This window comes from Hyphomonas polymorpha PS728, assembly GCF_000685315.1.
GTDB lineage: Bacteria > Pseudomonadota > Alphaproteobacteria > Caulobacterales > Hyphomonadaceae > Hyphomonas > Hyphomonas polymorpha.
The window spans coordinates 119,473-143,278 of the sequence record NZ_ARYM01000011.1; the positions used below are offsets into that span (position 1 = coordinate 119,473).

Genomic DNA, 23,806 nt, shown 5'->3' on the forward strand with positions numbered 1-23,806 from the left:
CGGAGCAGCTGGTTGGTTGGTGGGGGATATAACGGTTCCGGCGCGGAAATGCGAGAGGCTTCAGGCCGCTGCCCGGTTCGCCGTGCCTGCCGCCACCCAGCCCTGGCGGATGTCGCGGGCGGGTTCGAGGCTTTCGGTGAGGCCCTGGAAGGTTTCCCCTTCCCCGAGAATGATGACGGCGCCGGGCGCCATCTGGGCCACCAGGACTTCGGCGACGCGCATCCGCGCGGCCTTGGACATGCCCGAGAGGACATGACGGCAGAAGATCAGGTCGAACTTGCCGAGGCCCGAGGCGGTTTCCATGAGGTTGTGCTGGCGGAAGCTGACACGGGAACGGATCGTCTCGTTTGCCTGCCAGTCTCCACTGTCCATCCGGTTGAAGTGTTTCATCAGCCGGAAGATCGAGAGGCCGCGCTGGGCCTCATAGTGATTATAGACGCCGAGACGGGCCTTTTCGGTCGAATATTTGCAGTAATCGGTCGAGAGGATCTCTATCTTGGCGCTGCGCAGGCTGGAACCGGGCTCGTCCTCCAGCAGCATGGCGAGGGAGTAGGCCTCCTGGCCGGAGCTGCCCCCGGCGCACCAGACGCGCAGGCGGCCGGACTGGGTGGTCTCCAGACGCTCGGGCAGGATGGTGTTGATGACGGTGTCGAAGACGGCGCGTTCCCGGAAAAACCAGGTGTCATGCGTCAGCAGGGCCGAGGCGACTTCATTGCGGAAGACCGGATTCTGGCGGGATTCCAGGCAATGGACGAGATCTGCCAGCGTGCCGAAGCCTTCACGGCGGGCAAGCGGGGCCAGGCGCGCTTCCATGAGATAGGCGCGTGACGGCGAGATCGCCTGACCCGTGGCCTTCAAGGCCAGGTCTGCGAGCACGTTGAACACCGTCTCCTGCATATCCTGCTCCGCCACGAGGCGCGGGCGCCCCAAAGGTTACCGTTAGGCCGCTTTTTATTAAGAAAGGCTTCAGATCAGCCCAACTTCAGCGAATTTGCTCTCCAGGATGTCCGCATCAAATGGCTTCATGATGAATTCATCCGCGCCGGAGCGCAGGGCTTCATTGATGTGTTCGGGATCATTTTCAATCGAACAGAACACAATGCGCGGCACCTTGCCGCCCTCTTCCCGGCGGATCGCGCGCAGGAAGTCGATGCCATTCATGGTGGGCATGTTCCAGTCCAGCAGGATGGCATCGGGCATGGATTCCCGGCACATTTTCAGCGCTTCAGCGCCATCCCCAGCCTCGGTGACCGAGAAACCGAGATCCCGGACGATGCGGGAGGCCACTTTGCGGACAACGCGGGAATCGTCGACGATGAGGCAGGTGCGCATGGGCGGCGGGGCTCCGGATGGGCGGGAATGCGGCTAACCGGCCACATGCCTGCCTGAAGCGGGTTAACAAAGCCTGACCGGGCGGGATCAGCCCTGAGGTTTGAGGCCGGTGGCCATGAACACGACGGTGCCATCGGCCATCTGGCGCGCGTGCAGCGTGCCGCCCAGGCTGTCGCAGGTGAGCTTGGCGAACAGGGGCTGGATATTCTCCGGGCGCCAGCCATGGTCTGGCTCATCGCCCTTGAGGGCCTTCACCACATCTTCCTTGAGCTTCAGCCGGTCGCCCTTGCAGGTCAGTGTCAGCGTCTTCTGGCCGTTGTCCTCGCGGACATTCACATGAATGATCCCGCCTCGCACGGTGGCGGTGAGGCAGACCATGACGAGGTTCATGATCAGCCGGGCTTCGGCAAAGCTGAGCTCGGGCGCGCCCAGATCCCAGTCGATGCTGGGCTTCTGGAAGCGGAGATAGTCGTCGGTCAGCTTCTTGAACTGATGAACATCTGCGGTGCCGGCCTGAAGGCCCATCGAACCGAAGGCGTAGCGCAGGAACTGCAGCGTTGCGGTCACCCCATGAGCGCCTTCGCGGAGCATCCGTTCGGACTGCTCCTTTTCCTCGGCGCTGCCGGGGCTGTCGAGCATTTCCAGCGAGAGCGACATCGTGGCTGCAGGAGAGACGATGTCGTGACAGAGCCGCGCGGAGAGGAACGCGGCAAATCGCGCATGATCGAGGTTCATTGGTTCAGCCCGTGTGTTGTCAGCATGTGCTGCAGGATCAGGTGAGCCGCCGGGACTGTCAACAAATGAGCGATGACACTCCGGTAACAGCCCAAAGGCTCAGGTGCTGGGGCCATCAATATCATCGTGACCATGGCGGGCGCTGTGGAATGTCAGCAGGAACAGACCCATCGAGAGCGCCAGGGTGAACACGCCGCCCAGAATGAAGGCAAACCAGCCATGGCCGCTGATGCCGATTCCCATTCCCTGCCAGAAAATGGCCAGGCCCCAGAGCAGGGCGCCCAGGGCGACAAAAGCGGCGGCAATCCAGAAGATCAGGCGGAGCGACATGGGGTCATAACCAGGACAGGTCCGGATAGTTCCGGACAATTTTGGACATTTCCGGACACCGGATGGACAGCCTGGCGCCCGAAAAGGCAAGCCCCGGACGGCTTTCGCCATCCGGGGCCATGCTGTTGCCGAAGCTTACTTCCGTTTCCAGGAACCGGACTCGTCCATGTAGAACTCACCCGGCTGGACGCGCTCGGCGAGCTGCTTCTCGCCGGCGATGCGGGCGACCTGCTGAACGGTTGTGCCGGTTTCAGCCGCCGTCCTCTCATAGAGGGCGCGGCGGCGGTTGTTGATGTCCTGCACCTTGCGGACGATTTCAGCGTCAGCCGAGCCGACCACGCCGAGATAGCCGTCGATACGCTCGCCGATGACGCCGGTTGACCGGGCGGTCTGGATCTGCGGGTCGCCTTGCGCGAAGGCCTGGCTGGCCGTGATGCCACCGAACACCAGAACAAGGCCGAGGATCAGAGTACGAAGAATGGTCATGTGTATCTCCCCAGGGGACCTGGCTATCAGAACAGGTCAGGGTTGTTCGCGATCAGGTCGGACACTTCACGGTCCAGCTTGATGCGCACTTCCTGCGTGATGTTGACGTTAAGGTCGATCTTGATGGGCTTGTCCGACGGCTCGAGCTTCACGACGTGCGTGCAGGCCGACAGGGCGATGGCCCCTGCCGCGGCAAGTATGACTGGCTGGAACCTCATAAGGCGAAAACTCCTCATATTGCAGGCGGACAATGACATGCCCGTTCTTAACGTCAATCGACGCAGCTGTTGCCTGTCATTCAGGTGGCGGCTGGCCGCCCTCTTCCAGGCCGGTGGCAATGTCGATCAGCGTGCTGGCATTGGCTGACTGGAGACCCTGCTCGATCAGCTGGGTGAGCGGCAGGTTGAAGTTCATGGAAAACTCGAAGGCCTGGCCGGGCGGCATGGTGATGGCCCCGCCCACAGGTACAGAGCGGATATTGCGCCCGGCCAGAATGATGCCTGCCTGCATCTGGTCTGCCAGATCTCCCGACAGGCTGACTTCCAGTACATAGAATTCAAGATCCCGCAGCGCGTTGAAGGCCATGGCCGCGGTGGGATCGTTCTCGGCGGCGGCATTCACCGCCCCGCCGGTATAGGAGAGGCGCCCGCCCTCATCGGCCCGCAGGCGCGCATCGCGCACATAGACGGAGGTAGGCGTGAACTCGATCGGGAAGGAACCGCTGACCGTGCCTTCGGCGGCCGTGTCGGGCAGTTTCAGCACTTCGATCAGCTGGGTGAGGTTGATCCGGCTGGCGGTGACCTCGACACGCTGGTCTGCGCCTTCGCTAAGCGACCAGTCAAGCGGGGCAAGCGCCAGCTCTCCCCCGGCGAAGGGGAAGGACACCTCGTCCAGATGCAGGGTCTTGCCCTCTTCCAGATTGAACAGGACCCGGCCATTGGAGAAAGGAATGCCGGGATTGACGCTGCTGATGGTGATTTCCTGCTGCGGCGCCGTGGTGAGCTTCATCACATCGGTGAAGCGGACATTGCCGGCGATGCCGCTGACCCGGCCAAGACGGGTGGTCTGGAAGCCGAAATTGCTGAGCGTGAGATCCGCCGTACCCTGAATATCTCCGCCATTGATGGTGAAGGCCGCGTCGCCGTTGAACTCGCCTTCAGCGGCGGTGAAGAGACCGACGAGGCGGCGGGAAATCATCGACGGCTGAATGCCGCCGGGGAAGAAGACCAGCCGCTCCGAATTGATGGCGGCGGTGCCTTCCAGATCGAAGATGTTTATGTCGGCGCGGGCTTCGGCGATCTGCGTGCCGGACATTTCCAGCCGCAGGGGGCCGGAGGCCACCAGGCGCTGGCCTTCGATGCGGCCGGCAAAATCCCCCAGCACAGGCTCATAGATCGGGTCTTCCAGCGTGTCGGCAATCCGGACGCTGCGGACCGAGACATCGCCCGACAGACCGCCAGGGGCGCTGGTGCCTTCAAAGCCGAAATGCGCCGCCGAGACATTCGCCGGGATCATGCCGCCGCCAAACTGGGTCTGGCCGAGGCCTGCCAGGATGCGCACCGGCCCGGAGCCGGTGGCGAGGCGGATTTCCGGCGCGCCGCTGTCGATGGTGAGCGTGTTCTCGCCCAGCGTCATCGGCATACTGAGCGTATCGGCACCGACAATCATCTGGAAGCCGTTTGAGAGCGTCCAGTTCACCTTGGCGCTGCGCAGGGCGAGTGTGCCCTCGCCTCCGGAAAACTGCATCGGGACATCGACATTGCCGAGGCTGGCAGCGCCGCTGAGCGGGGTGCCCTGGCGGATGAACCGTCCGTCTACGGGGCAAATATTGAAAGCGGCGCGCGGAATGGTGATGCCGCCGGTGACGATGCCATCAGAGGTGACGGCGAGGCATGGCTTGCCATCGGACTGAACGCGCAGGCCGGCTGCATCCTGCACCGCGCTGAGCCCGCCGGCGAGGCGCGTGCGCTGGAGCGTGACGCCTTCCAGCTCTCCGGTGAGGGTAAATTCCCCCTGCCCGCGCGCCTGGTAGCCGCCCGCTTCTGCGGTGTAGTCAAAAGCGCTGAAATCTGCCGCGATGGTGCGGCCGCCAGCCGACCAGGGGGCGAGGTTCAGCGAGGCGCCTTCGAGGCTGAGCGAGGTCTGGCTGAGCCGCGTGGTGCCGAGGTCTGCCGCCATGCGGGGCATACCTCCGCCGGAAAGGCGCAGGCTGCCGCTCATCAGCACGTCCCCGCCCTGCACGCGCAGCCAGCTGCCGCCATCTGGACCGTCCGCCTCCAGACGAAGCCCGGAAGCCGCCGCCAGCGCGGAAGGCCCATCCGCATCCACGCGCAGATCGCCGTCCCGCAGGGTGGCGCGCAGGCCGAAGGCGGTGTCGAAATCCTTGGAGGCGCGCGTCAACGCGCCGGAGAGGGCCGCGCCATGCGCCTCAAGAACGCCCGGCAGCTTGAGGGCATTCGTGACCGGGGCGAGCGTTTCTGCCGTCAGCGCGGTGCCATTAAGCTGGACGCCCCCGGTGAAATCGACGCGACGGTCAGCCGAGCGGGCCAGATCGCCGGCGAGGCGCCATTCAGTGGCCGTGCCGGGCGGGCCAGCGAGATTGCTGGCCTCCAGCGAGACCGGGCCCTGGAAGGCGCCGCTGCTGCCTTCAAGCTCGGTATTGAAAGCGCTTTCGCCGACCGACCAGCCGGAGGCTTCAGCCCGGTCGAACTCGACCTGCGCAACGGCAAGAGTGAGCGCGTCGAGGATACTGCCGGCGGACATATCCGGGAGGACGTCAAACTCCGCCCGGCCGCGCGTGCGCAGACCGCTGAGGCTTGCCTCAGGCGAGGCCCCCTGCGCCAGGCGGGCGGACCATTCAAACGAAGTGGCGCCGTCGCCGCTGAGCGGGAAACTCGTTTCTGCCGCAAGGCTGAAGCCCGAAGCGGTATAGCCGCCAGCCTGCGCCGAATCTGACGCCAGACGCAGCTCGCCGGTGACCTCGCCGCCGGTGATCCGGGCTTTCAGCAGCGCTTCGCCCAGCACCATCCGCGCGTCACCCAGCGCCAGACGCGCCGGATCAAGCGCCAGGGAGGCGGTGGCATTCTCCGGAAAGCTGCCGGAGACGTTCAGCGTGGCAGCCGCCGCGCCAAAGGGTGTCTGAAGGTAAATGCGGGCGTCGCGGATATCGATGGGGGGCGCGGCGGCGCCGCCCTCACCGGAGGGCGCGGCCAGACGTTCCAGCCCATAAAATTTCAATCCTGTGGCATCCAGAGTGCCCCGCATTTGGAGGCCGGTGATCGAAATTCCATCAATCCGGGGGGTAAACAGCTTCGGCCAGGAAAGGCGCGCAATGATCTCCTCGGCTTCTGCCGGCACGTCTGGACCCGACGCGATGCGCACGCCTGTCAGGGTGGCGCCGCCAAGGCCGATACGGGTAAAACGGGCGTCGCAGATCAGATCCCGCTCGGCGCACCATGCGTCAAGCGCTTGTTCTGCAAGGGGTTTTCGTAGCATCCAGACAAGGCCGGTGGAGGCTACGACGAGGATGGCAGAGCCATAGAGCAGCCGTCTCGGCCAGACATGCTGGCGAGGTGACGCCTCCCCTGAGAGGCGCTTCATTTCTGAAGAGTCGACAGGCTTCACTGGTCCGACCGGCTTGCTTCTTGCTTCCACTACGCCATAAAGTCCTAAAGTGGCATGTAATTCAGGCGTTCCAACCTCTCGAATCCTTAAGTTGATCAGGAGACGAAAATAGGGCGCTGAAGTTCCATTCCAGCCCGAAGGGCCGGGGGGCGTCAGAAGACAGGATACCGAGCTTGAACCAGGACGACTTTCCCATCGCCCCGGCAAACCCGCCGAAACGCAACCTTTCCCAGGGCATGAAAAGCCTCGTTGTGCTGGGTGTTCTTGGGTCAGCTTCCGCGCTGGCAGGACTGGTGATGGCCGGGCGGCCGGACGCGGCGATAGTGCATACGGCAGACGCGGCAGTGCCCCTGCCCCTGGCCGCGCGGCTGGTGTCAGCGGTGGACGTGGCCGATATGCCGCGCCAGCTGGTGAAGGCTGAAGGCAAGCTGGAGCGGAACGAAACCCTGACGGGCCTGGTCAGCCGGCTGGGCGCGCCTGTGGGCGAAGCCAATGCCGCGCTGCAGGCTGTCTACAGCAAGGATCTGATCGATCACCGCCGCCTGCGCCCCGGCCTGCAAGCGGAAACCTTCGTGGAAGACGGCCGGCTGACGGCGCTGGCGATCAAGGCGGACGCCGATCGCAGCCTGCTGGTGACGCGCACGCTGGAGGGCGGCTGGCAGGCAACACAGCTGAACGCGAAACTGATCCCCAGCTACAAGCGGGTGGCCGCAGAGATTGACGGATCGATCTATAACGCAGCCCTGAAGCTGGGCGCGGGGGATCAGCAGGTCGTCGATTTTGCCAGCGCCTTTGCCTATGACATTGACTTTCAACGGGAAATTCACCCCGGCGACCGGTTCGAGATTTTCTTCGAGACCTTCGTGGATGAGCGCGGCAACCCCGTGCGCCATGGCGAGGTGCTGTATGCGGCGCTCGACGGGAAGGCGCTGAAGCGCGGCTTCTACCGCTTTGCGCCCAGCGATGACGGCGTGCCGGATTATTTCGATGAAAAGGGCGAAAGCGCCACGAAATTCCTGATGAAGACGCCGATCAACGGGGCACGCATCTCCTCCAATTTCGGCACGCGGCGCCACCCCATCTCGGGCTATACCCGCCTGCACAAGGGTACCGATTTTGCCGCCCCCACGGGCACGCCGATCTACGCTGCCGGCTCGGGCACCGTGCAGCGGGCAAGCTGGAATGGCGGCTATGGCAACTTCATCAAGATCAAGCATACGCGCGGTTATGAGACCGCCTATGCCCACCTCTCGCGCTATGCCAAGGGCCTGAAGCCGGGCATGAAAGTGCGCCAGGGGGATGTGATCGGTTATGTCGGCTCCACCGGCGCTTCGACCGGCCCACACCTGCATTATGAAGTGTATGTGGACGGCAAGCCGGTGAATGCGATGTCGCTGAAACTGCCGACGGGGCGGAAGCTTTCCGAAGAACCGGCCATGCTGGCCGAGTTCATGCAGTACAAGCAGAGCATCGACTCCCTGCGCAATGGCGGGACCGGGCCGATGGCTCAACTGATGCCTCAGGAAGTGCCTGTAAGCCCCTGAACAGCCATCAGAATTCTTAACCCACAGCGAGACTGGCTGCGCAAGAATCTCTCCTCTGGGGCGATTCTGGTCCCTTTCTTGCTTCCTGACTGCCAGACCTAGGCCCTTCTCGGCCCCTGGATGGGAGAAACGGCATGAAACGAACGCGAAAGCCGCCTCGGATTCCTGTCGCCGTACGGCGTCTGGACATGACTTCCCGTACCGCCGAACGCATCGGCGGCGGCGCGGTCATTCTCATCATACTGGCGCTTTTCCTGCTGGTGCGGGCCGAACCGGAAACCCTGAAGCCGCTGAGCCTGCTGCAGATCAACGATTTGCGCGCTGAAGCGGGGCAAACTGAAACCGTGACCCGCAATGGCACGGTAACGGCCAGTGTTTCGGCTATGGATGTGCTCGAAGTGCTGGGCGCGAGCCCGGAAGATGCCACGGCCGCGGCCGTTGCGCTGCGCGACGCCTCGCCCACGCGCGGCCAGCGCCTGCGCCCCGGCACGGCGCTGTCGGCATGGTTCGAGGCGGGCGAAGACGGGCGCGAGCGCCTGGCCGGCGTCAGCGCCAAGCTGAGCCCCAAGGCCACCCTGGTGGCCAGCCGGAGCAGCGATGGCCGCTTCAAGGCCAATCTTCTATCCGCCCGCACGACCACAGCCCTGCACCGCGTCGCGGGCCGCATCGACACGAGCCTCGCCGACGCCATCATCGCCGGAGGCGGTACCCGCCAGCATGCCGACATGTTTGCCGGCCTCTTCCCCGAAGACCCTGCCCTGGCCAAAGGCGGGCGCAAGGGCGAGCGGTTTGATGCTGTGATTGAAGTGGTCACCGATGAGCGCGGCAATTTCCTGGAGGCAGGCGATCTTGTCTTTGCCGCCTTCAATGGCGCCAAAACCTCCGGCAGCTGGTACCGGTTTACGCCGGAAGATACGGGCCTGCCCGAATTCTTCAGCCGCAGCGGCGTTGCAGGCGACGAATTCCTGCTGCGCGATCCGGTGCGCGGGGGCGAGATGAGCTCCGGCTTCGGCAACCGCATGCACCCCATCACCGGCGAAATGCTGCTGCATGCCGGTATCGATTTCCGTGCGCCGGTGGGTACGCCGATCCGCGCGGCCGGCTCGGGCCTCGTGACCGACATGCGGTATGGCGAAGGCTATGGCTGGTTTGTCCGCATACGGCATGAGCGCGGCTATGAAACCGTCTATGCGCATATGTCCGGATTTGCCGAAAACCTGACACCGGGACGCACCGTCATGCGCGGCGAGGTGATCGGCTATGTCGGCTCCACCGGCTCCAGCACCGGCGCGCATCTGCATTACGAAGTGCTACGCAACGGCTTCTATGTGAACCCGGAAACGCTGGCGCTGCCGACAGGCCGCGACATTACCGGCAACAAGACGGTGCTTGCCGCCTTCGAGGCCCAGCGCGACGCGATCGACACTTTCCGGAATGAAGCGGCTGGCGGCCAGCTTTTCGCCGCCACCGCCAGCACCGCCCGGATGACAAACGCCCCGGCGCCCTGAGGGACGCCGAGGCGATTATTCCGCTTACGATCCAATAAGCCCGATCAGTTGAGCGCCGTCTTGCCTTTGGCGAAGGTGTTGGGCACGCCGTTGATGGAGAGGCCATCGCCTTCGACGCCGACATGGATTGTCTCGCCATCGAGGATGCGGCCTTCCAGCAGGAGGCGCGCGAGCGGGTCCTGCAGCTCTTTCTGGATCACGCGCTTCAGGGGCCGCGCGCCATAGACCGGATCATAGCCGCGCGCGGCCAGCCAGTTGCGGGCGTCCAGGCTGAGGTCGAGCTTCATCTTCCGGTCCTTGAGCAGCTTTTCGAGGCGGCTCATCTGGATGTCGACGATATGGTCGATCTCGCCGCGGCCCAGCCGCTTGAAGAAGACGATCTCGTCGATCCGGTTGATGAATTCCGGGCGGAAATGACGGCGGATGGCGGCCATCACATGCTCGCGGGCGCTCTCGGAGACTTCGCCCTCTTCCCCGCTCGCCAGCGCGTCTGCGCCGAGGTTCGAGGTCATGATGATGATCGTGTTCTTGAAATCCACCGTGCGGCCCTGGCCATCGGTGAGGCGGCCATCATCGAGCACCTGAAGCAGCGTATTGAAAAGGTCCGGATGGGCCTTCTCCACCTCGTCGAACAGGACGACCTGATAGGGCCGGCGCCGGACAGCCTCGGTCAGCACGCCGCCTTCATCATAACCGACATAGCCCGGAGGCGCGCCGATCAATCTGGCCACGGAGTGTTTCTCCGAGAACTCGGACATGTCGAGCCGCAGGATGGCGGTGTCGTCATCGAACATGAATTCGGCGAGCGCCTTGGTCAGCTCCGTCTTGCCGACGCCCGTGGGGCCGACGAAGAGGAACGAGCCGATGGGACGGTTCGGATCCTGCAGGCCGGCGCGGGCCCGGCGCACGGCATTGGAGACGGCGACGAGCGCGTCTTCCTGGCCGACGACGCGGCCCCGCAGGGAATCTTCCATGCGCAGCAGTTTCTCGCGCTCCCCTTCCATCATCTTGTCGACGGGGATGCCGGTCCATTTGGAGACGACGCCCGCGATATGCTCTGGACGGACGACTTCGGACACGAGGCCGCCTTCGGCGTCCCCCTTGGCCTCGACTTCCGCAATCATCTTTTCCAGCCGCGGGATGGTGGAAAATTTCAGCTCAGAGGCCTTGGCAAGGTCGCCCTGGCGCTGGGCCTCGGCCATGTCGGAGTAAGCCCGGTCGAGCTGTTCCTTGGCAGAGGCGGCGCCTTTCAGCTTGTCCTTCTCCGCGCTCCAGGCGGTGGTGAGTTCGCGCGAGCGGGTTTCGAGGCCCGCGATCTCGCCTTCCAGCGTTTTCAGCCGGTCCTGCGAGGCGGTGTCCTTTTCCTTCTTGAGGGCTTCAGCCTCGATCTTCAGCTGCAGCAGGCGGCGATCGATCTCGTCGAGTTCCTCAGGTTTTGAATCCACCTGCATGCGCAGGCGCGAGCCGGCTTCGTCCATCAGGTCGATGGCCTTGTCGGGCAGGAAGCGGTCCGTGATGTAGCGGTTCGAAAGCGTGGCGGCAGCAACAATTGCCGCATCCGATATGCGCACACCGTGATGGGCCTCATAGCGGGCCTTCAGGCCCCGGAGGATCGAGATTGTGTCTTCCACAGTTGGCTCGTCGACATAGACGGCCATGAAGCGGCGGGCGAGCGCCGGGTCACCTTCGACATATTTGCGGTATTCGTCCAGCGTCGTGGCGCCGATACAATGGAGTTCGCCGCGCGCGAGCGCCGGTTTCAGGAGGTTGGACGCATCCATGGCGCCTTCCGATTTGCCGGCGCCGACAAGCGTGTGCATCTCGTCAATGAAGAGGATGATGCCGCCTTCCGCCTGCTGAACTTCGTTCAGCACGGCTTTCAGACGTTCTTCAAACTCACCGCGGAATTTGGCGCCCGCGATCAGCGCGCCCATGTCGAGCGCGAGAAGTTTCTTGTCCTTCAGGCTTTCGGGCACGTCGCCATTGACGATGCGCAGGGCAAGGCCTTCGGCAATGGCCGTCTTGCCGACGCCCGGCTCACCGATCAGGACGGGGTTGTTCTTGGAGCGGCGGGAAAGCACCTGGATCGCGCGGCGGATTTCCTCATCACGCCCGATCACCGGATCGAGCTTGCCTTCGCGGGCGTCCTTGGTCAGGTCGCGGGCGTATTTCTTGAGGGCTTCATAGCCTTCTTCCGCATTCTGACTGTCTGCCGTGCGGCCCTGGCGCAGCTGGGCGATGGCGCCTTCCAGCGTCTTGGGCGTCACGCCCGCATTCTTCAGAACGTCAGCAGCCGGGTCTCCGGCAAGGCCGGCAATGGCGAGCAACAGGCGCTCGGCGGTGACGAAAGCGTCACCGGCTTTCTTGGCGCCCGCCTCAGCGTCCTGGAAGAGTTTTGCGCCCGATTGTTCAAGGCGCAGGCCGCCTGCGCCGGCGCCGGAAACCTTTGGCAGTTTGCCAAGGGCCGTGTCGACGCCCTGCACGGCCAGCTCCGGCCGGCCACCGGCCGCGCGGATGAGGTTCACCGCGAGCTGGTCACGGTCTTCAAGCAGGGTTTTCAGAATGTGCGCCGGTGTCAGCACCTGATGGCCAGCGGCCAGCGCGGAAGTTTGCGCGCCCTGGATGATGGCGCGGGCACGTTCGGTGTATTGGTCAAGGTTCATGGGTTCATCCCCTTCTGGAGGCAGATTGTAATGCTTGCCGGCCCCGCTCAGCGGCAGCCGTCTCGATGAAGCCGATGTGGGAATGCCGGGCGAAAGCTGCAAGCACTTGCCGCGCAAAACGAAACGCCCCGCTGGAGGGCGGGGCGTCGCAGTAGATTTACGTAGACCGGTGGCGGATCAGTCGGTTGTCTCGGCTGGCGCGGTTTCCTCGGCCGACGGGCGGCGGCGGCCGCGCGAGAGGGTTTTCATCACGCCATCGGTTTCGGAAACAGCCTCGGAGGCGCCGTCTTCTTCCTTCTGGCGGGGAGCGCGCTCCTCGCGGGCCTTGTAGGGCTTGCGGCGGCCTGCGCTGCGGCTGCCCCGCTCTGCGCGGTCGCGCTCAGCCGGGGCGGCCTCTTCGGCAGCGGCTTCCTCGGCCTGCTCAGCAGACGAATCATCGGCCTCGTCATCGGTATCGATCACGCGGAGCGAATCGGCGCGCTCGCCTTCATCCTCGTGACGGGAATGGGTGGAAGTGACAACGACGGCCTCGCCCGCATCCTCTTCGCCGGTATCGGCGCCTTCGGAGGGCTGGTTGCCGCGATAATCCCGGTCACCGTTCGGGCGATTGTCGCGATCATCGCGCCGGTCGCCCCGGTTCTGGTGCTGCTGTTGCTGCTGGTTACGCGCTTCGAGCTGCTTGGCGACGATGCGCTGATAATGCTCGGCGAACTGGAAATAGGCTTCGGAGAGAATGCGGTCGCCGCTGGTCTGCGCGTCACGGGCGTATTGAAGGTATTTCTCCAGAACCTGCTGGGCGGAACCGCGGATCTTCACGTCCGGACCGACACTCTCATAGTGGCGGTTGGGATTGTTGAAAGCATTCTGCGGATTGCCGCCTGAGCGTCTGTTGCGCCCGCGTGAGCGTTTCATTCGGGATATCCTGTTTCAAAGTGTGCCTAAAATTGCCGGCAAGCAGTTGTCAGAACCGTCAGCTTCTGCGTGCAGGTGGGGCCTGAGTATCGACGCTGCCGTTTCAACCGATCCCTGGCGGGAGCTTGCATCTACACCCGCAGGAAATTGCGGGCGGCCCCTCACCGAACCCTTATGTAACGTGGAATGCGGGGTCCGCCAAGGGAAAATGTAAGCAGAATTAACGGGGTCTGCAGCCCGCCACCCAGCGGTCATTGCTGCCCAGATCCTGACCGGAGGCGAGGCTTTCAAAGCCCGCCAGCGCCATCAGGCCCAGAACGGCCTCTTTCTGGTCATAGCCGATCTCCAGCACCAGCCAGGCGCCGGGCTTCATGCCGGCCGCGCCCAGCGCGATGATCTCCCGGTAGCAGTTGAGCCCGTCCTGGCCGCCATCAAGCGCCATCAGCGGCTCATGTTTGCGCACTTCCGGCTCAAGCCCGGCAATCACATCCGAGGCGATATAGGGCGGGTTGGAGATGATGAGGTCCGCCTTGGGCCAGCCTTGCCAGTTTGCCCAGCTGCCGATGAAGATGGCGGAGCGATCCGTCAGGCGGTGCTTTTCCAGATTCGCGCGGGCGAGCTGCGCGGCTTCCGGGCTTGCTTCCACCCCCTCCCCGCTGGCCTCCGGGCGCTGGGTGAGCAGCGCGGCGAGGAGGCAGCCGGTGCCGGTGCCGAGATCTGCCAGCCAGAGCGGGCCATCCTTGGGCAGGCGATCGAGCGCCGCAGTGACGACGCACTCGCTGTCGGTGCGCGGAATGAGGGCGCGCGCATCGGTAACGATGTCGAGGCCGTAGAAATGCGTCTCGCCCATGATGTGCTGGGCCGGCTCGCGCGCGGCCCGGCGCGCAACGGCGGCGAGGAAATCTTCTTCCACCGTTTTGGGCACCGGCGAATTTCCGGCCGAAATCAACGCCAGATGCGACCCGCCGAAGGCATGGATCATCAGCATCATCGCTTCTGACCGCGCGCGGTCCAAGCCCGCTTCCCGGAAGCGCCGGGCCGCCAGGCTGATCAGTTCGTCATAGGTGGGCGGCTTCACGCACGCGGCTCCAGCCAGATCCGGTTGCCTTCATAATCGACGACAATGCGGAAATGGCGCAGCACCGAGACGCCGACATTGGCATCTGCCCCCTTCTCATGAGGGGAGACGGCCGCCGTCACATCCTTCAGCGTCAATCCGCCAATCTCAAGCGTCTCTATACGGACGAGCGTGCGTTCGACATCTCCGCCAATGCCGCCGCCCATCTTGGTGCCAAGGATGTTATCCGGCGCCAGCAGGCCGGCGCGCTCAGCAAAGGCCCGGCTGAGCAGAACTTCATTGCCATTGCCAAGATCAAAATCGGCCAGCACCGGAACCCCGTTGATTGCCGCGCCGAGCTGCTTGATGCCGTGGGCGTCCTGCAGCGACAGCGGATCGGACGCGGGCAGAGCCTCCGCGCCGGTCTCTTCGATGCGGCCAGCCTCAATGTCCATCGCATAGATGCCGGCGTCAAAAAATTCCCGGCCGAGCACCACGGTCAGCGGCGCGCCGACGACGCGCTGCGAAATATCCGTCAGGTCAAGGATGGCCACCATCCGGTCCTGCAGCGTCTTTCCCGCCGCCTTCAGCGTGACGCCTTCTGCAAACTGAACGCTTTGCGTGCCCGCGCCCGTGCCCCTTGCCTCTTCCTCGCCGAAGGCGGCGAGACCGGCAGTGGCGGCAAAGGCGGTGTCCAGCAGGGTCATCTCCGCGCCGGAATCCAGAAGCGCCTCCGTGGCGATGCCCTGAACGTCAACCGGCAGGAAAATCCTGTTGCCCACCACGCGCAGATTGGCCTGCGCTGCGGCCAGCGAGGGTGTTGCAGCCGGAACGGCCGCAGGCGCGCTGGCGCAAGCGGCGAGACCGGCCATGCAGACACCAAGCCAGGCAAAGCGCGGACGCATCAACTTGACTCCAGCGCGGCCAGACGGCGCGACTGATCTTCCGTGATCAGAGCTTCGATTACATCGCCGAGCTTGTCGCCGGCAATGATCCGGTCAAGCGAATAGAGCGTCAGGCCGATACGGTGATCGGTGACGCGGTTTTCCGGATAGTTGTAGGTGCGCACTTTCTGGCTGCGGTCACCGGAACCGATCTGGCTGGCACGGGCCTCTGCGCGGGCGGCGTCCTTCTCGGAGCGTTCCTTTTCGTAGAGACGGATCTTCAGCTGCTGCATCGCCTTGTCGCGGTTCACATGCTGGGATTTCTCAGAGCTCGTGACCACGATGCCGGTGGCAAGGTGGGTGATGCGCACGGCCGAGTCGGTCTTGTTGACGTGCTGGCCGCCTGCGCCGGAGGCGCGCATCGTATCGATACGGATGTCTTCGGGGCGCACCTCGATCTCGATATTTTCCGGGGCCGGGAGAACGGCGACCGTGGCCGCCGATGTATGGATGCGGCCCTGTGTTTCGGTGGCGGGCACGCGCTGGACGCGGTGGACACCGCTTTCCCACTTCATCCGCCCGAACACGCCGTCGCCGGACACATTGGCGATGATTTCCTTATAGCCGCCCGCGTCCCCCGGAGAGACGTCCACGATCTCTACCTTCCAGCCCATGATCTGGGCGAAACGGGTATACATGCGGAAGAGGTCGCCCGCGAACAGCGCGGCTTCATCCCCGCCGGTGCCCGCGCGCACCTCCAGCACGATGTCGGCCTTGTCGTCGACATCCTTGGGCAGAAGCAGGATCTGCATTTCCTGTTCGAGCGCCGGCAGGCGCTCGCGCAGATCCTCAATCTCCATTTCGGCCAGTTCGGCCATTTCCCTGTCGCCGGAGGCGAGCATCGCTTCGGCTTCGGCCAGCCCCTTGCGGGCCGACATCAGGTCGCGCGCCTTCTCGACCACCGGGCGAAGCTCGGCGTGTTCCTTGGAAAGGGTGATGATCTCCGAGGAGTCGGAGGTTGCGCCCATCCGGGCCTCAACCTCCTCGAACCGGTCGATCACCTGCTGAAGGCGCATCTGGGACAGGGCTGACATGCCCGCCCTTTAATCCGCTTTCAGGCGGCATGGAAGCCCGCGCGGCTGTCAGGCGAAGATACGCAGAGCTTCCTTCCCGGCCAGAAAGAACAGGCAGAAGGTGCCCAGCGAGAAGACCAGGAAGCGCAGCGGCACCGAGCCAATCACGATCTGCACGAAGGAATGCACCACCCGCAGCGCCACATAGGCCCAGGCGACCAGGGTGGAGAGATTGTCCCCGCCCCCGGTGAGCGCGGCGAAGAACATGAGGGCGTAGAAGATCGTCGGCTGTTCGTGCAGGTGGTTGTAATTGTCCGCTGCCGAGCGGACATGCGGGGGCAGCTTTTCAGAATAGGTGCCCGGATGGCGTGCCTCGTCCGGCTTGATGCCTGCCTTGCTAAAGGCTGGCAGGCGCAGCGCATACATCCAGATCCACATTACGCAGGTCCAGATAACCAGCGCCAGCACGGGTTTCAGGAATTCGATTTCAGGTATTGCCATTGTTGTTGCCTCCCACAGCAGTGTTGTTGCGGGAGAGATTAGGGCGCTGTCACCTGGCTTGGCAACTGAGCTGTTTTCTGCAGATGCGCCTTCAGGAAGGCCACAAAGGCCTCAATGTCATCGTCGACGATGCTGTGGCCGCCGGGACGCAAGAAGAAGGCAATATCGGCAGCCGGATCGAAATGGGTCATGTCGTCCTTCAGGCCCGTCTCGCCATGGGCGCGCCAGACGGCGCTGGCCGCATAAGCCGCCCGATAGCTGGAATTGGGGTCGGCCCAGACATCCCGGCGCGCATTGCCGAGGAAGAGCGGACGGGGCGCGATCAGCGCCAGCAGGTGATGCTGATCGAAAGGCAGCGTGGCGGGATCCGCCGCATACGGCGCCGCGCTGGGGGCCAGCCAGTGAGGATAGGATTTCACCATCCGGTCCAGCCGCTCGCCAGAGGGCGACCGGGAAAGCGCCGCGCCGCCAAAGCCGGTCTGGTGGGCGATCACCGCATCGACACGCCGATCCCAGGCGGCCGCCAGTAGCGCGGCCTTGCCATGGCGGGAATGGCCGAGGATCGCCATGCGTTGATTGTCTACCCGGTCATCGGCTTCCAGCGCCGTGATCACGGCGGAATAGGCATAGGCCCAGGCCATCAGCGTGCTGCCGGGATTGGGGTTTCCGCCAAGCGCCTCGATCGCAGGGCCGGCTTCGTCCTCGTCATCGGGCACGAAATCGCTCGCATGGAAGCTGGCATAGGCAAGGCCGGCGTCGAAATAGAGGTCGATGGGCGCCTCGGCGATATACTCCCCGAACACGGCGGAAATGACCATGCTGGCAAACTTGCCGAAATCCCGGACGGTGCAGGCATCCCCATCCATGCTGGTGACAGGTTGCTCCGGAAAGGTGGCGCAGTTGGACCCGAAGGTCTGCGCGATGACGACCGGCACCTGCACCGCGCCCGAAGGGAAGGCCGCCACGAGTTGGAAAGTGCGCGCGCCGGGGCCTGCGCCGATGGTGATGTCGAGTTCTTCCAGCGTGCCGCGGCCTTCCAGATAGTCCGGAACGATCACCCGCCAGTCGCCAAAGCTGACCGGCAGGCCTTCGGGCCAGGCGCCATACAGCGTGTCCTGCAGCAGCCCCTTGAGGCGCGCCCGCTCGCCTGGATCGGAAACCAGCGCGGCGACATCGATGGGCGGGGTAGCGGCGGGCTTGTTGGCGGTATCCAGGCTCGCATAGTTCAGGCCGAGCATGGTGCAGCTTGACCCGACAAGGAGCATCACACCCGCCAGAAGGCTGAGGCCGATCCAGCGCAAAACTCTCAACACCATGAACAAACCTGGAAAGATGCCCGCTAAGGCATGTGTTGCTAGCGCATTGCGGGGGCGCCTCCCAGCCCCCTTCTGTTTTCCTCTTGCAGGCGGCTGCAGTCACGATAGCGTGACCGGATGCGGATTGTGGTTCTTCTGATTGGTGGTGTGCTGGGCTTGGCGGCGGGGGCGGTTACGGCTCTCTTTGCGGCTGGCATGTTCGGCGCGGGCGCGGGTTTCAGCGATGAGATCAATGTAAACGGCTGGAAAAGCGACTGGACCATCGGGTCCACGGCGGCCAATCCCTGGACGCGGGCGCGGGTCGCCCGCCACGGCCTCCTGGCCCTGACCAAGGAAGAAGCGGTCTATTTCACCAAGGGCGTGGACGAGGACGGCCAGCGTCTCTCCGAAGACTGCCGCTATGAAGTGAGCGGCGGCGACATGCCGGGGCTCTGGTGGTCGGTGACGCTCTATGACGCCAAGAGCTACCTGCCGCTCAACAAGGACAACGCCCTCTCCTTCGACAAGACAAAGGCGGCAGCCACCAGCGCCGGCAGCGCCTGGTCCTTCACCGTGGCGGCGGATGGGCCGGAGACCGGGAACTGGGTGTCCAGCCAGAATGCCGGCACCTTCGATCTGATGCTGCGCATCTACAAACCCACGCCGGAGCTGATCGCGACCCCTGAGGACGTGCTGCCCGCGCCGGTTATCAAACGCCTTTCCTGCGGAGGGGCTGTCTGATGCGTGCCTTCCTCACCGGGCTTGCCGCCTTTGCCATCACCTTTCTGATTGCGCATTTCGTGGTGCTCAGCGCCCTGCCGGGCAAGATCATGTCCACGGTCCGTGGACAGATGGTCGAGCGGGGCATGCCCGTGCATGCCTGGGCAATGAGCCCGCGTGTTACCCCGGAAAGCCAGCCCGTGGTGCGCCCCTCCCCCGATCTGGCCTATGCCATCTGCCTGATTGACCTCTCCAACGGGCCGGTGGAGCTTTCCGTGCCAGCCTGGCCGGAATATGGTTCGCTCTCGATCTTTGAGGCGGATACGGACAATGTCTATGCTGGCTCTCTGGATGCGCGCGCGCAAGGCACGCCGGGCATTCGCCGGGTGATCGTGGCCCTGGAGGGGCAGGATCTCTACCAGTATGGCGAGGCCGAGCAGGTGATTGTGTCAAAGCCCGAAGCCCTCGCCCTGATCCGCAGGCTGGCGCCTTCACAGGCGGCCTATGAGGCGGCCGCCGCGCTGATCCCGGCAAGCCGCTGCGCGCCGCTCTGACCTGACTTTTATTCGGCAGGCACTTCCGCTGTTTCGGCTTCGCGCTGAGCCTGGAGGCGAGCGGCCTTTTCCTCTACCAGCTTGACGATGTGTTCCACCATATCGGTGTTCGAGACGTTATGGTCAGCCCGTCCGTTGACGAACATCTTGCCGCTTTCCTTGCCGCCGCCGGTGAAGCCGAGATCGGTCATCGCCGCTTCGCCGGGGCCGTTGACCACGCAGCCAATGATGGAGAGCGAAATCGGCTCGGAAATATGCGCCAGCCGCTTCTCCAGCGTTTCGACCGTGCGGATTACGTCAAAGCCCTGGCGCGCGCAACTCGGGCACGCCACGATATTGACCCCGCGTGTGCGCAGGCCGAGGGATTTCAGCATCTCGAACCCGACCTTCACTTCCTCTTCCGGCTCAGCCGAAAGCGAGACGCGGATCGTGTCGCCGATGCCGGCCCAGAGCAGCGCGCCCATGCCGATCGAGGATTTGACCGTACCCGTACGAAGGCCGCCCGCCTCGGTGATGCCAAGGTGCAGCGGCGCATCGGTGGCTTCGGCAAGCGCCTGATAGGCGGCGACGGTGAGGAACATGTCCGACGCCTTCACCGAGATCTTGTAATCATGGAAGCCGAGATCATCCAGGATACGCGCGTGATCAAGCGCGCTTTCCACCATCGCGTCCGGGCAAGGCTCGCCATATTTCTCCAGCAGGTGGCGCTCAAGGCTGCCGCCATTGACGCCGATCCGCATTGAGCAACCATTGGCGCGCGCCGCAGCGACGACTTCCTTCACGCGCGCGGGCGACCCGATATTGCCGGGATTGATCCGCAGGCAGGCCGCGCCCGCATCCGCCGCCTCGATGCCGCGCTTGTAGTGGAAATGGATGTCGGCCACGAGCGGCACGGGGCTCGCCTTGACGATCTCGCGCATGGCCTGCGTCGACTCTTCGGTCGGGCAGGAGACGCGCACGATGTCGGCGCCCGCTTCGGCGCAGCGCAGGATCTGCGCGATGGTGGCGGCCGCGTCCTCGGTCGGGGTGTTGGTCATCGTCTGCACGGCGATGGGCGCGTCCCCGCCCACCAGCACATTCCCCACCCGCACCTGACGGGACTTGCGGCGCTCGATATTGCGCCAGGGACGGATCGGATTGTGGCTCATGAGGCGTCTCGCACGGGCTTGGGCTCATCGGCAGATGAGATCAGGCCAGATGTGGCGCGTGGAACGCGCGCCGTAAAGGCCTCAAGGTGTCGCCTTGGTGCTCTCGGTGGCAGCCACTTCCGGCGGCGCGAGAAGTTCGGCGGCGCGCGGCAGCTGTTCATCGACCGACAGGGAGAAGACCTGCGCGCCTTCCGGCCCGACCGTTCCGACCACCACATCGCCCACACGCCACTGGAAATCGCCGCCATTGCGGGCCGATACGGTCCAGCCGGCATTCAGGCGCGGGAAGAAGGTTTCGCCCTCTGCCAGAGTGCGGCTGAGGAAGATCGTGCCATCGGCGCCGCGCACTTCCAGCCAGCCCTGACGGACGGCCACGATCTCCAGCGGCAGATCGACCGCCGGGCGCGTTTCGGTGCGCACATTGTCAAACAGGCTGTCCCGCGCGCCGGAAACGGCCACCGGGGCCTCGCTCAGCGGCTCCTCGGGGGCATTGTTCATCATCACCATGGCAGTGACGCCAGCCGCGATCACAGCGGCCAGCATGGCGGCGCCCGCGACGATCAGCGGCCATTTGGTACGCTGTTTCTGGATCTGGCCGATCTTGGGCACCGGCGCGGCCGTCTTGACCTCATCCACGCCGCCACATTCGCGGGTGTAGCGCTGCACCACTTCCTGCTCGGGCAGGCCCAGATAGCGCGCATAGGTCAGCAGATAGGCTTTCAGATAGCCCGGCGCGATGGATTGCACCTCCATCCGCTCAATCCCCATCAGGAAGTTCTCGCGGATGCGGGTTTCCTTGGCGATGTCGGTCAGCTGGAAGCCGAGGGATTCGCGGACGCGGCGCAGCACCTGCCCCATGCGAAGGGCTTCGCCTTCATATTCGGCGGTGCGGAAAATCTCTTCGGCGCGGACACGGCCCTCGCGCACTTCCAGCTCCCGCGCGGCGCGCGGCGAGATGGGCGTAACGTTAGAACGGTCCGTTCCGTTTTCAGCCACAGTTGCTTCGGACTTCTGTCCGTCCTCTACCGGTTCAGGCGTCATGATGTGTGCCATATTCTACCAGTCTCTTCGACCGCTGCCATATGGGTGTCAAATTTGGCAAAAAACGGTCCAGGCCAAGAAAAATCCGCCATCATCCCGTCATAATCCGGCTTCAGGCGTCCGGTATATCCGCCCCATGCTCCAGTGCTATCCTTAACACTTGGTTACGGAACGCGTCGTTTGGTTCATTCAGGGCCTGATCCAGCCCGCGCCGGAACCCTGCCAGATCAATGGAGCGGAGGGCCTGTTTGACCGGGCCGATCGAGGAGGCCGACATCGACAGGCTGGTATAGCCGAAAGCGGCAAAGCAGAAGGCCGCCAGCGGCGTGGCCGTCGCCTCACCGCAGACCGACAGCCGGATACCGGCGGTCTGGCAGGTCTCCGCCACCATCCGCAGGAAACGCAGCGCCGACGGGCTGATCAGGGCGTACCGGTCTGACACAGACGGCGTCATCCGGTCTGCCGCGAAGAAGAACTGCAACAGGTCGTTGGTGCCGACCGACAGGAAATCGACCTCCCCGGCGAGATCCGGCAAGGCAAAGGCAAGGGCGGGCGTTTCCAGCATCACCCCGATTTCCAGCTTCGAAGGCTTCTGGCCGGTCCGCTTCAGGGTCCAGGCCACTTCTTCCTCGAGCAAGGCGCGCGCTTCGCGGAACTCTTCCGGAGTGGTGACCATCGGGAACATGACGGTCAGCGCCCCCTCCCCCGCCGCGCGGACGAGCGCACGCAGCTGGCGGCGGAAAAGGCCCTTGTGATCGAGCGCAAACCGGATCGACCGCCAGCCCAGCGCCGGATTTTCCTCGCGCAGCTGGTTGAGGATGGGGAGCACCTTGTCCCCGCCGAGATCGAGCGTGCGGAAGATGACGGGCCGGCCCGCTGCCCGGTCCAGCACGCGGCGGTAGAGCGCGATCTGATCTTCCAGGCGCGGCAGGGTTTCGGAGACGAGGAACTGGAACTCGGTGCGAAAGAGGCCAACGCCGTCTGCCCCGGCCTGATCCATCATGTCGAGGTCAAGATCGAGACCGGCATTGAGCATCAGCGAAACGGTCTTGCCGTCTTTCGTCTGCGCCGGGAGGCCACGCAGGCTGGCATAGACGGCCTGACGCTCCGAGCGCAGCGCCACACGGGACTTGTAGGCGTCATACACCGCATCATCGGGGCGGATATGCGCCTGCCCCTGCTCGGCATCGACGATCACATAATCGTCCTGCTCGATCAGCGTGGTCAGCCCCTCAATGCCGCCGATGGCGGGAATGGACAGCGCGCGGGCCACGATCGCGGCATGGGATGAGGCGGCGGCCTCTTCCATCAGGATGCCCTTGAGGCCCAGCTTGGCATATTCCAGCAGCTCTGCCGGGCCGAGGCGCCGGGCCACGAGCACGCTGCTCTCGCCGGTGATCTGGGGCTTGCTTTCTTCCCCCCCGAGAACGCGCAGCAGGCGGTTGTCGAGATCTTCCAGATCATGCAGCCGCTCGCGCAGGTACGGATCGCGTGCGGCCTGCAGCTTGGCGCGGTGTTCGCGGCGGGCCCGGTCAACCGAGGCTTCTGCAGACAGGCCCGAACGCACGCCTTCCTGCAGCTTCTCGGCCCAGGACGTGTCATGCGCCAAGAGACGATAGGCCTCCATCACATCGCGCGGGTCTTCGCCCAGCGCGGCGCCATCGATCAGCATCATCCGGTCAATGCTGGCGCGCAGATCTTTCAGGCCCTGCTCCAGGCGGAGGGCTTCCTGTTTCTGGTCTGCCGCAAAGAAACGGGCAGCGGGAACCACCGGATCGTGTAGCACGGCGCGGCCATAGCCGAGGCCTTCGCAGAAGATACGCCCGCGCAGATTGCCGCCATTCTGCCCGCGCGCGCGGCGGTCAGGCTGGGCACTGGACTGGTCTTCGCTGATCCGGTGGACGATCTCGGCCAGCACCATGGCGATGGTCTGGAGGGTTTCGACCTCTTCATCGCGGTAGACCCGCTCGGTGCGGTTCTGCACGACGAGGACGCCGATCACCCCGCCGGTGCGCAGGATCGGCACACCCAGGAAAGCGTGGAACGGGTCTTCCCCCGTTTCCGGACGATAGGAGAAGGCCGGATGGCGCGGGGCGTCCTCGATGGCGATGGGCTCGGCCGTTCGGGCGACATAGCCGACAAGGCCCTCACTTGAGCCCATGCGCGTCTTGTTGACGGCTTCAGGCTTCAGACCTTCGGTGGCGATCAGCAGCAGGGTGCCGTCGGCTTCACGGTGGTAGATCGAGCACACATCGGCGACCATGGTGGACGCGATCAGATGCACGACCTGATCAAGGCGCGAACGGGTCTCTCCATCCTCCGCCATAACCTGGCGAAGGCTGTTCATCAGAACTCGGGTGGCCGGCAGGTTATACGGCATGTTCCCCCGGTCTACGGTG

The 23,806-nt window shown here is 64.3% G+C and carries 21 protein-coding genes; 4 read left to right on the plus strand and 17 right to left on the minus strand.

The window, feature by feature from the left end; genetic code table 11:
- Positions 1-60 precede the first annotated feature (60 nt).
- From HPO_RS10890 to HPO_RS10920, 7 genes are all read right to left on the minus strand, one after another.
- On the minus strand, positions 61-897 hold the full coding sequence (locus HPO_RS10890; protein WP_035598342.1) for a CheR family methyltransferase: 837 nt from the start codon (positions 895-897) through the stop codon (positions 61-63).
- A 69-nt stretch (positions 898-966) separates the two neighbouring features.
- The gene (locus HPO_RS10895) at positions 967-1,332 is read right to left on the minus strand and encodes a response regulator (protein WP_035598345.1); all 366 of its coding nucleotides are present in this window, start codon (positions 1,330-1,332) and stop codon (positions 967-969) included.
- 87 nt (positions 1,333-1,419) lie between these two features.
- Positions 1,420-2,067 carry a histidine phosphotransferase family protein gene (locus HPO_RS10900; RefSeq protein ID WP_035598348.1) on the minus strand — a complete coding sequence of 216 codons (648 nt, stop codon included), beginning with the start codon at positions 2,065-2,067 and terminating at the stop codon, positions 1,420-1,422.
- A gap of 99 nt (positions 2,068-2,166) precedes the next feature.
- Entirely contained in the window at positions 2,167-2,397 is a 231-nt protein-coding gene (locus HPO_RS10905) for a hypothetical protein (protein WP_035598350.1), read from the minus strand.
- Positions 2,398-2,532: 135 nt separating this feature from the next.
- On the minus strand, positions 2,533-2,883 hold the full coding sequence (locus HPO_RS10910; RefSeq protein ID WP_035598352.1) for a YdbL family probable chaperone protein: 351 nt from the start codon (positions 2,881-2,883) through the stop codon (positions 2,533-2,535).
- 26 nt (positions 2,884-2,909) lie between these two features.
- On the minus strand, positions 2,910-3,101 hold the full coding sequence (locus HPO_RS10915; RefSeq protein WP_035598353.1) for a YnbE family lipoprotein: 192 nt from the start codon (positions 3,099-3,101) through the stop codon (positions 2,910-2,912).
- Between the two features lie 76 nt (positions 3,102-3,177).
- Entirely contained in the window at positions 3,178-6,483 is a 3,306-nt protein-coding gene (locus HPO_RS10920; protein WP_035598357.1) for an intermembrane phospholipid transport protein YdbH family protein, read from the minus strand.
- 197 nt (positions 6,484-6,680) lie between these two features.
- Between HPO_RS10920 and HPO_RS10925 the strand changes: the two genes are divergently transcribed.
- Positions 6,681-8,051, plus strand: a complete 1,371-nt coding sequence (locus HPO_RS10925; protein ID WP_035598360.1) for a M23 family metallopeptidase — start codon at positions 6,681-6,683, stop codon at positions 8,049-8,051.
- A gap of 188 nt (positions 8,052-8,239) precedes the next feature.
- The gene (locus HPO_RS10930) at positions 8,240-9,559 is read left to right on the plus strand and encodes a M23 family metallopeptidase (protein WP_051612531.1); all 1,320 of its coding nucleotides are present in this window, start codon (positions 8,240-8,242) and stop codon (positions 9,557-9,559) included.
- 44 nt (positions 9,560-9,603) lie between these two features.
- Here the strand turns inward: HPO_RS10930 and clpB are convergent, their stop codons facing one another.
- From clpB to HPO_RS19775, 7 genes are all read right to left on the minus strand, one after another.
- On the minus strand, positions 9,604-12,222 hold the full coding sequence (clpB, locus tag HPO_RS10935) for an ATP-dependent chaperone ClpB (RefSeq protein ID WP_035598362.1): 2,619 nt from the start codon (positions 12,220-12,222) through the stop codon (positions 9,604-9,606).
- Between the two features lie 177 nt (positions 12,223-12,399).
- A complete protein-coding gene (locus HPO_RS19770; RefSeq protein ID WP_051612532.1) occupies positions 12,400-13,134 on the minus strand; it encodes a DUF4167 domain-containing protein in 735 nt (244 codons plus the stop codon).
- Between the two features lie 220 nt (positions 13,135-13,354).
- A complete protein-coding gene (gene prmC, locus HPO_RS10945; RefSeq protein ID WP_051612533.1) occupies positions 13,355-14,212 on the minus strand; it encodes a peptide chain release factor N(5)-glutamine methyltransferase in 858 nt (285 codons plus the stop codon).
- Positions 14,209-15,096 carry a retropepsin-like aspartic protease gene (locus HPO_RS10950; RefSeq protein ID WP_035598369.1) on the minus strand — a complete coding sequence of 296 codons (888 nt, stop codon included), beginning with the start codon at positions 15,094-15,096 and terminating at the stop codon, positions 14,209-14,211. The genes prmC and HPO_RS10950 overlap by 4 nt, the downstream gene beginning before the upstream one ends.
- A complete protein-coding gene (gene prfA, locus HPO_RS10955) occupies positions 15,096-16,169 on the minus strand; it encodes a peptide chain release factor 1 (protein WP_035598372.1) in 1,074 nt (357 codons plus the stop codon). The genes HPO_RS10950 and prfA overlap by 1 nt, the downstream gene beginning before the upstream one ends.
- Before the next feature lie 48 nt (positions 16,170-16,217).
- Positions 16,218-16,649, minus strand: a complete 432-nt coding sequence (locus HPO_RS10960; protein ID WP_035598374.1) for an MAPEG family protein — start codon at positions 16,647-16,649, stop codon at positions 16,218-16,220.
- A 38-nt stretch (positions 16,650-16,687) separates the two neighbouring features.
- On the minus strand, positions 16,688-17,965 hold the full coding sequence (locus HPO_RS19775) for a glucuronyl esterase domain-containing protein (RefSeq protein WP_157532777.1): 1,278 nt from the start codon (positions 17,963-17,965) through the stop codon (positions 16,688-16,690).
- Between the two features lie 117 nt (positions 17,966-18,082).
- Between HPO_RS19775 and HPO_RS10970 the strand changes: the two genes are divergently transcribed.
- Complete coding sequence (locus HPO_RS10970) at positions 18,083-18,685, plus strand: DUF1214 domain-containing protein (protein WP_035598377.1); 603 nt, start codon at positions 18,083-18,085, stop codon at positions 18,683-18,685.
- Positions 18,685-19,218 (plus strand): DUF1254 domain-containing protein, encoded by a 534-nt coding sequence (locus HPO_RS10975; protein WP_035598380.1) that lies wholly within the window; start codon positions 18,685-18,687, stop codon positions 19,216-19,218. The genes HPO_RS10970 and HPO_RS10975 overlap by 1 nt, the downstream gene beginning before the upstream one ends.
- Positions 19,219-19,226: 8 nt before the next feature.
- On the opposite strand, the gene ispG is transcribed toward HPO_RS10975, so the two are convergent.
- The 3 genes from ispG to ptsP all read right to left on the minus strand — a co-directional run bounded on the left by ispG (position 19,227) and on the right by ptsP (position 23,787).
- Positions 19,227-20,366 carry a flavodoxin-dependent (E)-4-hydroxy-3-methylbut-2-enyl-diphosphate synthase gene (gene ispG, locus HPO_RS10980; RefSeq protein WP_035598382.1) on the minus strand — a complete coding sequence of 380 codons (1,140 nt, stop codon included), beginning with the start codon at positions 20,364-20,366 and terminating at the stop codon, positions 19,227-19,229.
- A gap of 81 nt (positions 20,367-20,447) precedes the next feature.
- Positions 20,448-21,419: a helix-turn-helix domain-containing protein gene (locus tag HPO_RS10985; RefSeq protein ID WP_035598385.1), complete on the minus strand. Its 972-nt coding sequence runs from the start codon at positions 21,417-21,419 to the stop codon at positions 20,448-20,450.
- Between the two features lie 100 nt (positions 21,420-21,519).
- A complete protein-coding gene (gene ptsP, locus HPO_RS10990; protein ID WP_035598388.1) occupies positions 21,520-23,787 on the minus strand; it encodes a phosphoenolpyruvate--protein phosphotransferase in 2,268 nt (755 codons plus the stop codon).
- Positions 23,788-23,806: the final 19 nt, after the last annotated feature.